The 12,230-nt window shown below is 42.1% G+C and carries 11 protein-coding genes; 9 read left to right on the top strand and 2 right to left on the bottom strand.

What is annotated here, in order from left to right:
- The first annotated feature begins 13 nt into the window (after positions 1 to 13).
- The 8 genes from MKX65_RS22975 (at position 14) to dprA (ending at position 8,911) form a co-directional block, all read left to right on the top strand.
- The gene (locus tag MKX65_RS22975; RefSeq protein ID WP_340905849.1) at positions 14 to 739 is read left to right on the top strand and encodes a ThuA domain-containing protein; all 726 of its coding nucleotides are present in this window, start codon (positions 14 to 16) and stop codon (positions 737 to 739) included.
- A 1-nt stretch (position 740) separates the two neighbouring features.
- The gene (locus tag MKX65_RS22970) at positions 741 to 1,772 is read left to right on the top strand and encodes a Gfo/Idh/MocA family protein (RefSeq protein ID WP_340905847.1); all 1,032 of its coding nucleotides are present in this window, start codon (positions 741 to 743) and stop codon (positions 1,770 to 1,772) included.
- Positions 1,772 to 2,800, top strand: a complete 1,029-nt coding sequence (locus tag MKX65_RS22965; protein WP_340905845.1) for a Gfo/Idh/MocA family protein — start codon at positions 1,772 to 1,774, stop codon at positions 2,798 to 2,800. The genes MKX65_RS22970 and MKX65_RS22965 overlap by 1 nt, the downstream gene beginning before the upstream one ends.
- Positions 2,797 to 3,765, top strand: a complete 969-nt coding sequence (locus MKX65_RS22960) for a sugar phosphate isomerase/epimerase family protein (RefSeq protein WP_340905843.1) — start codon at positions 2,797 to 2,799, stop codon at positions 3,763 to 3,765. The genes MKX65_RS22965 and MKX65_RS22960 overlap by 4 nt, the downstream gene beginning before the upstream one ends.
- Before the next feature lie 20 nt (positions 3,766 to 3,785).
- Positions 3,786 to 5,477 carry a glycoside hydrolase family 13 protein gene (locus MKX65_RS22955; RefSeq protein ID WP_340905841.1) on the top strand — a complete coding sequence of 564 codons (1,692 nt, stop codon included), beginning with the start codon at positions 3,786 to 3,788 and terminating at the stop codon, positions 5,475 to 5,477.
- 285 nt (positions 5,478 to 5,762) lie between these two features.
- Positions 5,763 to 6,347 carry a transposase gene (locus tag MKX65_RS22950; RefSeq protein WP_340905838.1) on the top strand — a complete coding sequence of 195 codons (585 nt, stop codon included), beginning with the start codon at positions 5,763 to 5,765 and terminating at the stop codon, positions 6,345 to 6,347.
- A complete protein-coding gene (locus tag MKX65_RS22945) occupies positions 6,328 to 7,866 on the top strand; it encodes a YifB family Mg chelatase-like AAA ATPase (RefSeq protein WP_160545814.1) in 1,539 nt (512 codons plus the stop codon). The genes MKX65_RS22950 and MKX65_RS22945 overlap by 20 nt, the downstream gene beginning before the upstream one ends.
- Positions 7,859 to 8,911, top strand: coding sequence for a DNA-processing protein DprA (gene dprA, locus MKX65_RS22940; protein WP_340905835.1), 1,053 nt, complete (start codon positions 7,859 to 7,861; stop codon positions 8,909 to 8,911). The genes MKX65_RS22945 and dprA overlap by 8 nt, the downstream gene beginning before the upstream one ends.
- A 154-nt stretch (positions 8,912 to 9,065) precedes the next feature.
- On the opposite strand, the gene celB is transcribed toward dprA, so the two are convergent.
- Both celB and MKX65_RS22930 read right to left on the bottom strand, forming a co-directional pair.
- Positions 9,066 to 10,409: a PTS cellobiose transporter subunit IIC gene (gene celB, locus MKX65_RS22935; RefSeq protein WP_340905833.1), complete on the bottom strand. Its 1,344-nt coding sequence runs from the start codon at positions 10,407 to 10,409 to the stop codon at positions 9,066 to 9,068.
- Between the two features lie 479 nt (positions 10,410 to 10,888).
- Entirely contained in the window at positions 10,889 to 11,614 is a 726-nt protein-coding gene (locus MKX65_RS22930) for a CBS domain-containing protein (protein ID WP_340905832.1), read from the bottom strand.
- A 167-nt stretch (positions 11,615 to 11,781) separates the two neighbouring features.
- Between MKX65_RS22930 and MKX65_RS22925 the strand changes: the two genes are divergently transcribed.
- Positions 11,782 to 11,970 (top strand): hypothetical protein, encoded by a 189-nt coding sequence (locus MKX65_RS22925; RefSeq protein WP_340905831.1) that lies wholly within the window; start codon positions 11,782 to 11,784, stop codon positions 11,968 to 11,970.
- Positions 11,971 to 12,230 lie beyond the last annotated feature (260 nt).

The raw sequence follows: 12,230 nt of genomic DNA, 5'->3' as shown, positions 1-12,230 counted from the left end.
GGAGTGGTTTGACGTGGTGAAGGTAACAGTATGGAATGAGAATCGACATGAGCAGAAGAATCCAGTGGTAAGGGATATTTATCCGGAGGGTATTCACGGGGCGATTGCGTCGTTTTTAACTTCAGCAGGTTACGAAGCGAAGACAGCGACTCTTGATGAGCCGGAGCATGGATTAACGGATGAAGTGTTAGCGAATACAGATGTACTTGTTTGGTGGGGGCATCTTGCGCATAACGAAGTGTCAGACACGGTCGTACAAAAGGTGCAGCAGCGCGTTCTTGATGGAATGGGCTTAATTGTGCTTCATTCTGGCCATTTTTCGAAAATCTTTAAAACATTAATGGGAACGAGCTGTGATTTGAAGTGGCGTGAAGCGGATGAGAAAGAGCGCCTATGGGTTGTGAGCCCGAGTCACCCGATCGCAGAAGGAATTGGTGAATATATCGAGTTACCACAGGAAGAAATGTACGGCGAGCATTTTGATATTCCACAGCCAGACGAGCTTGTTTTTACCAGCTGGTTTGAAGGCGGAGAAGTGTTCCGAAGCGGTTGTACATATACGCGCGGAAACGGGAAGGTGTTCTACTTCCGTCCAGGACATGAAACGTACCCGACTTACCATAATGAAAAAATTCAAAAGGTCATCACAAACGCTGTCAATTGGGCACAGCCAGTAAAGAGAGAGCGTCCAGTATACGGAAATGCAAAACCGTTAGAAACGATCAAAGGGGGAAACTAACATGAAAAAATTACGAGTAGGTGTGATTGGCTGCGGAAGTATTGCACGCCATCGCCATTTACCTGAATATGCAGCAAATCCGAATGTAGAGCTTGTGGCAGTTTGCGATAATAACGCAGAAAGAGCACTTGAAATTGGTGAAAAGTACGGAGTTCCATCGTACACGAGCTTTGTGGAACTTTTAAGAAACGCGGAAGTAGATGCGGTAAGCGTGTGTACACCGAACTATCTTCATGCACCAATCTCTAATGCTGCGCTGCTTGCAGGTGTTCATGTTCTTTGTGAAAAGCCAATGGCGACATCAGAAGAGGAAGCAAAATCAATGATCGAGACGGCAAAAAATAGCGGCAAAAAGCTGATGATCGCGCACAACCAACGTTTTGTGGCCTCTCACCAAAAAGCTCGTCAATTGATTGAAAGCGGAGAAGTTGGGAAGATTTATAGCTTCCGTACGGCTTTTGGACACGGAGGACCAGAGGGCTGGAGCGTGGAAGGCAAGGAAGGCTGGTTTTTCCAAAAAGATAAAGCGTTTGTTGGGGCGATGGGCGATTTAGGCGTTCATAAAACAGACCTTCTTCGTTACGTATTAGGAGAAGAAATCGTTGAAGTGGGTGCATTTGTTGAGACGAGCGCGAAGGAATTTGCTACGGTCGATGACACAGCGGTTTGTGTATTGAAAACAGAAAGCGGTACCATTGGGACGCTTGCGGCAAGCTGGTCGTATGTGAGCAAGGAAGACAATTCAACGATTATTTATGGAGAGAATGCGATTCTTCGTTTAGAGGACGATCCAAACAACTCGTTAGTTGTTCAATACAAAAACGGTGATGTTGTGAATTATCAGCTTGGAAAAATTCAGTCCAATGACGAGGGTGGCCAATCGAGCTCGCATGTGATTGATCAATTTGTGGATGCTGTGCTGAATGATAAGGAAGTGCCTGTGAGCGGGGAAGAGGGAATGAAATCTCTTGGAGTGATCTTGGCAGCTCTTGAATCTAATGAAACCAAGCAGATTGTGAGAATAAAGGAATAATGGAAAAGCTACGAATCGGGATTATCGGGGTTGGCGGGATTGCACAGGCCCGCCATATCCCGGCTTTTCTTGCTTTAGGCGATAAATGCACGATTACAGCCGTTAGTGACGTGAATGGTGAACGAGCTCGCGAGGCGGCAGAAAAGTTTAACATCCCACATGTGTTTCAGGACTATAAGGAGCTTTTTCAAGAGGTAGATGCGGTTTGTATTTGTACTCCGAATAAGTTTCACGCAGAAATTACGATTGCCGCGTTTGAAGCGGGAGTCCACGTACTTTGTGAAAAACCGATGGCGTTAAGTGCGACTGAGTGTGAGGCGATGATTGAAGCTTCAAAAAAGGCAAACAAGGTACTGGCGATCGCATATCACTACCGATTTATGAAGGAAGCGATCGCGGCGAAAAAATTGATGGAAGACGTTGGGGAGGTATTGGTTGTTCGAGTTCAAGCGCTCAGACGCCGTAAGGTTCCTGGCTGGGGTGTTTTTACAAACAAAGACCTTCAAGGTGGCGGAAGCTTAATCGATTTTGGCTGCCACTTACTTGATTTGGCCCTTTGGTTGATGGGCAATCCGAAGCAAACAAGCGTTACGGGTCGTACGTACAATACGTTGAGTAAAATTCCAGGTCAAGTGAACCAATGGGGAGAGTTTGACCATCAGACGTTTGAAGTGGATGATCATGTAACGGCTTACATGACGTTTGAAAATGGAGCATCGATGCTGTTTGAAACATCTTGGGCAGCCAACATCAAGGAAGATGTGGCGAATGTCAGCATTTCTGGTGTGGAAGGCGGAATAAATGTATTCCCATTTGAACTATACACCACGAAAAATGGCATGCTTTTTAACACGCAAGCAGACTGGGTGCCGGGGGAAGAGGAACCAGATGTACCACAGGCAAGGAATTTTGTCGCCGCTTGTTTGGGTGAGGCGGAGCTTGTGGTAAAACCAGAGCAAGCGCTGCAAGTGTCACAAATTATAGACAAGATTTATGAAAGCAGTGAAAGGGAGGAAGGTTCACGATGAAACTAGGAGTATTTACAGTACTTTTTGCAGAGAAATCATTTGAGGAAATGCTTGATACGGTGAAAAATGCAGGCTTACATGCCGTTGAAATAGGTACGGGGTGCTATCCAGGGAATAACCATTGCGACCTAGACGGTCTTTTGGAAAGCGAAGAAGCAAGAGTAGAGTATCTTCGTAAAGTGGAAGAGCGTGGCCTGATCATTAGTGCGTTCAGTTGTCACGGCAATCCGATTTCGCCGGATAAGGCATTTGCGGAGCAGTCCAATGATACGTTGTTGAAGACGATCAAGTTGGCGTCACTTTTAAACGTACCAGTCGTGAACTGTTTCTCTGGTACAGCTGGTGATTCCGAGGATGCGAAACAGCCGAACTGGCCGGTGGCACCTTGGCCGAATGAGTATGGCGATGTGTTGAAATGGCAGTGGGAAGAGAAATTGATTCCTTACTGGCGTGAAGTTGGACAATACGCGAAAGATCATCATGTGAAAATTGGTCTAGAGTTACATGGCGGATTTTTGGTTCACACGCCATATACTTTGTTAAAGTTACGCGAGGAAACTTGTGACGCGATTGGGGCGAACCTAGATCCAAGTCACTTATGGTGGCAGGGAATTGACCCGGTTGCTGCGATTAAAATTTTAGGAAAAGAAAATGCGATTCATCATTTCCATGCGAAGGATACGTATATTGACCAAGATAATGTCAATATGTATGGGTTAACCGATATGCAGCCGTATGGGGAGATTAGAACTCGTGCGTGGAACTTCCGTTCAGTTGGCTGTGGACACAGCTTGAAAGAGTGGTCGGATATGATGAGTGCATTACGCACATACGGCTATGACTATGTGGTAAGCATCGAGCATGAAGATCCAATTATGTCGATTGAAGAAGGCTTCACTCGCGCGGTTGTGAATTTAAAGTCGGTGTTAATTGAAGAGCCTGTTTCACAAATGTGGTGGGTGTAAGTAGAAATAGAGGTGCGAACGTGAACAAGAAGTGGTGGAAGGAAAGTGTTGCCTATCAGGTGTATCCAAGAAGCTTCATGGATAGCAATGGAGACGGGATTGGCGACTTAAAGGGGTTAACCTCGAAGCTAGATTATTTAAAGGATTTGGGCGTTGATGTGATTTGGCTTTCACCGATGTACAAATCGCCAAACGACGATAACGGCTATGATATTTCCGATTATCATGACATTATGGATGAGTTTGGCACGATGGAGGATTTTGATGAACTGTTGTCAGGGGTTCATGAGCGTGGAATGAGAATCATTTTAGATTTGGTGATCAATCATACGAGCGATGAGCATCCGTGGTTCATTGAGTCACGGTCGAGCAAGGATAATCCGAAGCGCGATTGGTATATTTGGGCCGACGGGAAGGATGGCAAGGAGCCGAATAACTGGGAGTCGATTTTTAGTGGTCCGGCTTGGAAGTACGACGAGGCGACCGACCAATATTTCATGCATATCTTCTCGACGCGTCAGCCGGATCTAAACTGGGAAAATCCAGAGGTGCGTGAGTCGTTGGAGAACATGGTAAACTGGTGGCTTGATAAGGGCATTGATGGATACCGTGTGGATGCGATTTCTCATATTAAAAAGAAGCCAGGTTTCCCGGATATGCCAAATCCTGAAGGGCTAGATGTGGTGCCTTGCTTTCCTTACATGATGAATGTAGAGGGAATCGATGAGTGGCTGGCTGACTTTTCACAGAGGACCTTTAAAAAGTACGATGTGATGACGGTCGGGGAAGCAAATGGGGTTAAGATTGCTGACGCGGATCGTTGGGTTGGAGAAGAGAACGGCTATTTTAATATGATTTTTCAATTTGAGTTTTTGGACCTTTGGGATAAGAACTCGGATGACAGTCGTGTCGATGTTCGAGCGTTGAAAAAGGCGCTTACCAAGTGGCAGACGGGATTGGAAGGAAGAGGCTGGAATGCGCTCTTCATCGAAAATCACGACCAGCCGCGCCGTGTGTCGAGCTGGGGAAATGACAAGGAATACTGGAAGGAAAGCGCCAAAATGCTAGCTGCGCTGTACTTCCTGATGAAAGGAACTCCGTTCATTTACCAAGGTCAAGAAATTGGAATGACAAACGTGCAGTTCCCGAGGATCGAGGATTACAACGATGTGGGAATGGTGAATTACTACCGGGTGGAACGCGGGAAAGGTCACTCGCATGAGGAGCTCATGCAGCTCATCTGGAAGCAATGCCGAGACAACTCGCGAACGCCGATGCAGTGGAATGCTTCATCAGAGACGGCAGGATTCACGAGCGGAGATTCTACATGGCTCGGGGTGAACCCGAATTATGTGGATATCAATGTGGAGACGCAGGTCGGGGATCCGGATTCGATCTTGAGCTTTTATAAGCAGTTGATCCGGTTAAGAAAGGATCAGCCTGTGTTCGTGTACGGTACGTATGAGTTATTGCTAGCGAATCATCCGAAGCTGTTTGCGTATACACGCAAATGGGGGAAAAAGATGGCGCTTGTGGTGAATAACTTCAGTGAAGAAGTGACAAGATTCAGAGTGCCGGGAAATTCTGTAGTTAGCGCTGGAGGAAAACTAGGAGACTTTGAACTAGTGTTGGCAAACTATGAAGGGGCTGAAAGGAAGCTCCACAAAGAATCCACCCTCCAACCATATGAAACAAGAGTCTACTTACGGTGACAGACACCGTTCGTGGACAAATAGGGCCAATCTGTCTTTTTAGGGTGTCTGTCACCCTTCGTGGACAGATTTGGTCTTTTTGTCTTTCTGAGGTGGACAGTGGGGAGGAGAGGAAGGTTGTCATATTTATTATGATTTATATGAGGTAAACTGTTGACTCTATTTATTGGTGGGTGAGAGAGTAGTATAATATTAGAAACCCCACTTCTCCCACTTTGCGAAACCTACAAATCTCTTTCAACAAACTCGACACTTCATTAAATAAAATTAAAAGGAGGCTCACGCATGGCAAGACGTGCACGTACTTGGTTTCCGGGTGCGAAGTATCATATCACAAGTAGAGGAATCAGGAAGCAACCCTTGTTTTACGATGATCCGGATCGAAGAAAATACTTAGGTATGTTATTAGAAACTAAGGAAAGATACAGTTTCAATATCCACGCCTACTGCCTTATGTCCAATCATATTCATCTTCAGCTAGAAACCACGAAAATCCCTCCTGGTCCTATCATCAAATACCTTCACAGCAAATACGCCAGATATTTTAACCTCAAATATGACTTCTCCGGACATGTATTCGAAAAGAGATATTTCCACGATATAATTGATTCCCCCGAACATGAACTGGACCTAAGCCGTTATATTCACAGAAACCCCTTATCTGCTGGTATGGTTGAATCTTTAGAAACTTATCCTTGGAGTAGTTACCGTGCCTACATGCTCAACGAACATAATCCCCTTGTAACAAAAGAACAAATCCTTTCCTATTTTCCCGAACCAATGCGAGAACACTATCTAGAGTTTTTGATGCAAAAAGAGAATTATGGATCAAAGGAAATGGAGCGGTTGTATGGCCTCGAGTGTTTATAGTTTTGCTTTGCTGGGGATTGATGGGCAGGTGGTTGAAGTGGAAACAGATACAATGGTGGGGCTGAGTTCTGTATCCATTGTTGGGTTAGGTGATAAGGCAGTGAAAGAGGCACGAGAAAGACTCGAAGCAGCAATGTTATCATCAGGCTTTGTTTTTCCTGTATTCAAAGTGGTTTTTAACCTTGCCCCTTCTGATATGAAGAAAACGGGAACTCATTACGACTTAGCTATGGCAATAGGGTTACTTTTAAGAAGCAATCAAATACCAGAACCAAGAGATTTGAATCAAACCGCATTTATTGGAGAACTTTCATTGAACGCTAACATTCGTGGAAGCAGTGGAATCCTTCCCATGGTTTTAAAAGCGCAAGAGGTTGGAATTAAGAAAATTCTCCTTCCAATAGAAAATGTACAGGAAGCGAAATTAGTAAAAGGAGTAGAAATCTTTGGATGTAGAGATTTAAGAGAGGCTGTTGAAATTTTGGGAGGGAAGGTTCCAGACGAATTATTACTAAATGAAAAAGGTATTCCAGAACAACAAACCAAATTGGATTTTATTGATGTTAAGGGACAGGAAACCATCCTTAATTATATGGTAATAGCGGCAGCTGGAGGACATAATCTCCTTATGATTGGTCCACCCGGTTGTGGCAAATCAATGATTGCTAAAAGAATTCCTACGATCCTTCCTGAGATGAGTGAAAAGGAGTCATTAGAAGTAACCAAGATTTATAGCATAGCAAGTATGTTACATGAAAAAGGAACTTTAATTACACAGAGACCGTTTCGTGCACCCCATCATAATGCTTCAACAAACTCACTCATTGGAGGTGGTCCATTTGCGAAACCAGGAGAGATTTCTTTTGCACATAATGGGGTTCTTTTTCTTGATGAGATCGCTGAATTCAGTAGGAAAACTCTTGATGCTCTAAGACAGCCTCTTGAGGATCAGATGGTGACAATCACTAGGGTGTGGGGTTCAAACTCCTATCCTGCTAATTTTATGCTAGTTGGTGCGATGAATCCTTGTCCCTGTGGTTATTTTGGGAATGAAAAATGTAGATGCACAGACTACGAAATTATTAAATATCGGCAAAGATTATCAGGTCCGATCATTGATCGAATGGATATTCAGAAATACGTTAATAACGTAAATTTCTTTTCAAATGTCCTACCATCTAAAAGTTCGGCTGAATTAAAAGCGCGGGTGGACTATGCAAGAAAGATTCAGGAAAAACGGTACAAAAATATATCAGGAATAAGCTCAAATGCTCAACTAACGGCATCCTTAATCGCGCAGTTTTGTCCGTTAGATTCTGAAACCACTTCATTGCTTCAAAAGGCATATGATCGTTTTAAGTATAGTGGCAGAAGTCTTCACAAATTTATTAAAGTGGCAAGGACTATTGCTGATCTAGAAGGCGAAAATAAAATAAATGTAAATCATATGAGACTTAGTTTACAAAGTAGAGACTTGGATAAAGACGCATTTCATTTGTTTGGAGGAGGCCATGGATAAGTATTGGATTTGGCTAGCAACTTTAAAATATATTGGTCCAGTTATGCAGAAGAATCTCTATGCATATTTTAATGGGGATCTGAAGAGGATATACCTTTCAACACAAGAGGATTTGAAAGGAGTCCCTGGTATCACTACACGAATGATCCAACAAATAATGGATAACAAGAGTTTTGAAAAAGTTGACTCAATTAGTAGAATCATTGAGAAAAAGGGGATAGATTTGTTACCCATTACAGATGATAGGTATCCTGAAATCGCAAAGACATGTGGTGAGTCGCCAATCCTACTTTATTTTAAGGGCAGGCTACAGAAGTTTGAACGTTCAATTGGAGTCGTTGGTGCAAGACGTTGTACTGAGTATGGGAAAAAAGTAGCCAGGGATATAGGAAAAGAACTTGCTAAAAGGGACATAGTCTTAGTAAGTGGCTTTGCGAAAGGTATCGATTCGTATTCACAAGCTGCATGTATGAAGGCGGGCGGTAAAACGATATCGTTCTTAGGAAGTGGGGTAGACATATGTTATCCCACTGAACAGCGAAAGCTTTATGATGAACTGATTGAATCAGGAAGCGTATTTTTATCTAAATATCCACCTGGAACACCAGTTAAACAGCAGCATTTTGTCGAAAGAAATGCTTTAATTAGTGCTTGGTCTAACGAAGTCATTATTGTTGAAGCTGGTGTCAAAAGTGGGGCACTCTGGACCGCTAAGTTTGCTGAAAGGCAGAAACGGGAGGTATATGCAGTCCCACATCCTATTTATTCATTAGAAGGCCAAGGATGTAATCAATTATTGGTAAAAGGAAAGAGACCTTATATTGGTGTGGAGTCAGTGTTTCAAGAAAATACGAGTGTGGATCCTAAATCAGCTATTAAACCGGATGCAAATTCAGTTTTATTGGAGAAAATTCCTCAGTCTGTCTCAATCAGTAAATTAAAGCAGATATTAGGATCGGAATATGGTGATCTAGAAGAGCAACTATTTTCATTAGAATTGGAAGGGAAGCTTATAATACGGGGAGATTTAGTAGTTAGAACATAAAGAAAAAGGATTGGCTCCATACGAGCCAATCCTTTTTTAATGACAGTGTCCACTCCACGCGTACAAAATGAGTGGATCTGTCCACGAAGGGTGACAGACACCATCCGTGGACAAAACAAGCCAATCTGTCTTTTTAGGGTGTCTGTCACCACAACTACATATTAACAGTGTTTTCTGTAGATGAAGTATTCGTAGCGGCACCTTTCTCCTCGGCAAGCTTCTGCGTATCCCACATTTTAAAGAATGGGAAGTAGATGAAGAATGATACTACCATGATGGCCAATTGAAGAATGGCACCTGAGATACTGCCAGTGATGATATAACCGTTTAGGATAGGAGGCATAGTAAATGGAGTTACGACTCCGATTGGTTTTGCTACCAATCCTAAATCCATAGAAACAAACGTCATTATAACCGCAGCAACTGGTGCTAAGATAAATGGAATCATCATAATTGGATTTAGAACGATTGGCATACCAAAGGTAACAGGTTCATTAATATTAAAGATTCCAGGGCCAATACCAAGGCGTCCTAACTGCTTCATCTGTTGGCTTCTTGCGAAAAATACCATAGCGAGTACTAAAGAGAGAGTTGTACCGGATCCACCGATAAAGACAATATCATTAAACTCGTTTGTTACAATATTTTTTACAGGTTCGCCAGCTTCAAATGACATCGCATTTTCTTGTGTCAATGTTAACCAAACCGGTAAGATAACTGCGTTAACGATGTTTGCTCCGTGTAAACCTAAGCACCATAACATTTGAATAAGTATAAAGACAATAATCGTTCCAACCAAACTTGTGCCAAGGCTGGTTAGTGGCTGCTGCAAGAGGACGGATACAACATTGTGTATGCTGCCGAAGTCACCGATGTTTTCTACAAGCAAGCGTAATCCCCATGCTACAACAACAGCTACAAACGCTGGTATTAAGGCAGAGAAGGATCTTGAAACAGCAGGAGGTACACCATCAGGTAACTTAATGACAATATTCATTTCGGTAATTTTACGATAAATTTCAGTTGATAGAATGGCAATAACCATTCCAACGAATAAGCCTTTACTTGTAAAAAGTCCGGTATTATAAGCATTTTCCAAAATATCTGCACCAGTATTTGGATCTTGTCCAATTACATAGCTAGTAAAAGGTGATACAACAAAGTAGGCAGCAAGTGAAATAGCCGCGCTAGCCAGTGCATCGAGCTTATAACTTTCAGCTAAGCGATATGCGACCCCAAATGTAGCGACGAGCCCCATGATCTCGAAGGTCCCGCGGTATGGATATAAGAGACTAGTTTTAATTGTTGGGTGTTCTGCTAGATAGTTAGTCCATGCAGTAATTGGGAAGTTAGCAATAATTAAGAAAAGAGAGCCAATAATAATTAGCGGCATGGCTAGGATAATACCGTCTCGTAGTGCACCAAGATGTCGCTGGGCAGCCAATCTACCTGCCACAGGCATTACTTTTGTTTCTAAGAAGCTATTAAATTTACTCATCCTTTTTCCCCCTATGTTCGTCTTTAACTCACGTTCTAAGATCGATCTAAAAAATAGTTAATAGGTGAAAACTCTTCTGTTTTTCTGGATGTGAAAAATAAATACCTTATATGTTCGTATGTCCCCGGATAACCAAATAACTGAAAGTTCAGATACTTAGGTATGTAGGTATTGGTGATATCTGACAAGTACTTGTAAGCAATATTGTAATCGCTTACAGAGTGACGGTAAATAAACAAAGTATATCTAGGGATTTTTGCCATCCGTTGTAATTTATTCCTTCAATGAAACACTATGTATTCCTTTAGGTATACTAAATAAACAACTTAGAATAAGTTAAGTAAAAGACTGTCCACTCCACGCGTACAAAAACACCAAAAATGTCCACGAAGGGTGACAGACACCTTATTAACACCGCAGTAGTGCTTAATACGTAAAAGACACCTGCATCGCTGCAAGTGGCTTTACGACGAGCGTATTCAATTTTCATCCTGGTAGTCCAACTCTATTAGATCCCAAGCAGTAATGATTCCTAGTGGTCTTTCAGAATTGCTTCCATTTTCAGTAATAATAATCGCTTCTAAATCCAACGTATTTTTATGTTTTTCCTCATAAATTTCTTCTACTGAAAAGATGTCCATTGTTTTTGAAACAAACTCTATCGGGTGGCTTTCTACGGTTGAAATAATATCAAATACACGAATGTCAGTTATGTCTACAATCGTATTGATCAGATTCTCAGACATCCATCTCACAATATCATCAGTAGATAATAAGCCTATACATACTTTATTTTTATAGATGGGATATTGAGCGTATCCATATTCTTTTATAACCTTAAAGACCTCTTGTAAACTGTCTTCGCGATCAAAACAAATCACATCTTTAGTCGCAATAGATAGTGCATAATTTGGCCTGCTGAACACTTTTGCAATCATTTCAATATGTTCGACGATCTCCCTATGGGGTTCGGCGATATAGAAGCCTAACTCGCGCTTATCATGGACAATTGCATTTCTTAGCTTAGCATATTGTTTTAAATCTTTTTGATAGTTTGCTATCAACTGATGTCTTTTCGCCCCTCTATCCAGCAACACTACAAATCTATCATCATTTATTTTCACTTTATTTTTTAACATTTCATGGATTTGATTAAAAGCAACCTCAAAGCGCTCTGATAATGTATAGTTCATCGTATGTTTCATGGTGATAGCTCCTATTATATGTAAGTGGTAATGATTGTATTTTACATGAAATTTAGTAAATATGTAATAGGTCCTATACTATAAGGTCCAACTCTCCTCTTGTATACTATTAGAATGGTGATATTAGGCGAAAGATCAGAAGAAAGTCATATTTAGGAGGGATATCAATGACAAAGTCAAATGAAGAGCCAATTGAAAAGGCATTACGAAATGCGAAAGCATCCCTAGAAATCTCAGGATTCAACGTGAAAGAGAAACATGAGAAGCTAGTTCGGTTAAGAATAAACGGAGAAATAAGTGAAGAGGAATTTCTGAAAAAGGCGTTAGAACTAGCAAAGGAATCCAACCAAGAATAAGTAGTAATGTAATGGAGTGGAGTGTCCATCTCAGGCGGACAAAAGTGTAGGATCTGTCCACGAAGGGTGACAGACACCGCTCGTGGACAAATTGTACGATTTTGTCTTTTTGTGGTGACAGACACCATAGGGGGGTGATATTATTAGGTTAGTAGTTTGTGAAAGCGCTTGCGCAACTTGTTGCACAGAGCGGCAACTGAACTATTTTCTCTTTTTTCATCATTTGTGCAATCGATTGCGCAAAAACCTACACCCCCCCA

Source organism: Robertmurraya sp. FSL R5-0851 (assembly GCF_038002965.1).
Classification (GTDB): Bacteria; Bacillota; Bacilli; order Bacillales; family Cytobacillaceae; genus Robertmurraya_A; species Robertmurraya_A beringensis.
The sequence above is the reverse complement of the archived record's forward strand: the minus strand, read 5'-3'. Positions and strand labels throughout refer to the sequence as shown.

Coding starts and splice junctions, on each gene's coding strand:
- MKX65_RS22970 (WP_340905847.1), top strand. CDS start 741: ATGAAAAAATTACGAGTAGGTGTGATTGGCTGCGGAAGTATTGCACGC.
- MKX65_RS22965 (WP_340905845.1), top strand. CDS start 1,772: ATGGAAAAGCTACGAATCGGGATTATCGGGGTTGGCGGGATTGCACAG.
- MKX65_RS22960 (WP_340905843.1), top strand. CDS start 2,797: ATGAAACTAGGAGTATTTACAGTACTTTTTGCAGAGAAATCATTTGAG.
- MKX65_RS22950 (WP_340905838.1), top strand. CDS start 5,763: ATGGCAAGACGTGCACGTACTTGGTTTCCGGGTGCGAAGTATCATATC.
- MKX65_RS22945 (WP_160545814.1), top strand. CDS start 6,328: ATGGCCTCGAGTGTTTATAGTTTTGCTTTGCTGGGGATTGATGGGCAG.
- dprA (WP_340905835.1), top strand. CDS start 7,859: ATGGATAAGTATTGGATTTGGCTAGCAACTTTAAAATATATTGGTCCA.
- celB (WP_340905833.1), bottom strand. CDS start 10,409: ATGAGTAAATTTAATAGCTTCTTAGAAACAAAAGTAATGCCTGTGGCA.
- MKX65_RS22930 (WP_340905832.1), bottom strand. CDS start 11,614: ATGAAACATACGATGAACTATACATTATCAGAGCGCTTTGAGGTTGCT.
- MKX65_RS22925 (WP_340905831.1), top strand. CDS start 11,782: ATGACAAAGTCAAATGAAGAGCCAATTGAAAAGGCATTACGAAATGCG.